The sequence below is a fragment of the Plantactinospora sp. B6F1 genome (assembly GCF_040120695.1).
In the GTDB taxonomy this organism is placed as follows: Bacteria; Actinomycetota; Actinomycetes; order Mycobacteriales; family Micromonosporaceae; genus Plantactinospora.
This window is the reverse complement of sequence record NZ_JBEEAC010000091.1, coordinates 1-1,265: the sequence shown is the minus strand read 5'-3', so window position 1 is coordinate 1,265 and position 1,265 is coordinate 1. Positions and strand designations below refer to the sequence as shown.

The following is a 1,265-nucleotide window of genomic DNA, read 5'->3' as shown; positions in this document are numbered from 1 at the left end:
TGTCAATCCCCTGGAAGCGTGGAGGATTGTTTAAGCTGCCTGAGCCCGGCGGGCGTCAGCGATAAAACGTTCGTAGTCGATGGGTGACATGCCGTCGCAGGCGCTGTGACGGCGTCTGACGTTGTAGAAGTCGACGATCCAGGTGGCGATCTTGAGTCGGGCCTCGGTGCGGGTGCGGAACCGCTGCCGGTGGATGTATTCGACCTTGATGGTGGAGTTGAACGCCTCCGCGGCTGCGTTGTCCAGAGCGCAGCCGACCCGGCCCATCGACTGCAGGACACCGAGGCGGCGGCAGGCCTTGGCGTAGTCGGCGGCGGTGTACTCGCTGCCGCGGTCGCTGTGAAAGATCACTCCGTCGACGGTGCCGCCGCGGGTCGCGGCGGCCATGCTCAGGGTGGCCGTGGTCAGTTCGGCGTCGTGGTGGGCGGACATGGCGTAGCCGAGCAGCCGGCGGGAGTACAGGTCGATCACCGTGGCGAGGTAAAGCTTGCCCTCGTCGGTGGTGACCTCGGTGATGTCGCCGCACCACAGCACGTCCGGCGCGACGGCAGTGAACCGCCGTCGCACCCGGTCCGGCGCCACCGGGCGTTTGCCCTGCTTAGTGAGGCTGCGCCGGCGTCGCGGGGTGCGCCCGGCCAGGCCGAGGGCGGCCATCCGCGCCGCGACGGTGTTGACCGACACCTGCCACCCGTCGGCGTGCAGGTCCTGGGTCACCCGCGGGGAGCCGTAGGTGCCGCCGGAGGCGTCGAACGCTGCCCGGATCGCCTCATCGAGGGCGTCGCGGCGGGTCTGCCGCGCGGTGGGCCGCCGGTCACGCCACTTGTAAAACCACGCCTCGGACAGTCCCAGCGCCCGGCAGGTGACCGCGTGCGGCACGGCGTGCTCGGTCCTCTGGGCGGCGACGAAGCGGGCCACAGTCACTTCGTCGCCTCCTTGACCCACAGGACCACGGATCGCTTGAGCACGTCGCGCTCCATCGCCAGCTCGGCGTTCTCCTTACGCAGCCTGACCAGCTCGGCGCGTTCATCCTCACCAAGGCCGCCAGCGGCGGCCTCGCCCCGAGCCCGCCGGTCCTGCGCCACCCAGTTCGCCAGGGTGCCGTCGTTGATCCCGAGATCCCGGGCGACCTGGGCGATCGGCTTGCCCGTCTCCCGCACGATCCGAACGGCGCCCTCGCGGAACGCCCGGTCGAACCGTCTCCTCGTCTCAGCCATGACCATCTATCCCCTTAGGTCAGGCCTCCACGCTATCGGGGGAACCTCATA

Annotated in this window: 2 protein-coding genes; both read right to left on the bottom strand. The window is 69.5% G+C overall.

The window, feature by feature from the left end; translation table 11 throughout:
* Positions 1 to 30: 30 nt before the first annotated feature.
* Positions 31 to 921, bottom strand: a complete 891-nt coding sequence (locus tag ABNF97_RS33910) for an IS3 family transposase (protein WP_349341063.1) — start codon at positions 919 to 921, stop codon at positions 31 to 33.
* Complete coding sequence (locus ABNF97_RS33905) at positions 918 to 1,214, bottom strand: transposase (protein ID WP_349341062.1); 297 nt, start codon at positions 1,212 to 1,214, stop codon at positions 918 to 920. Before ABNF97_RS33905 ends, ABNF97_RS33910 begins: the two co-directional genes overlap by 4 nt.
* Between the last annotated feature and the right edge of the window lie 51 nt (positions 1,215 to 1,265).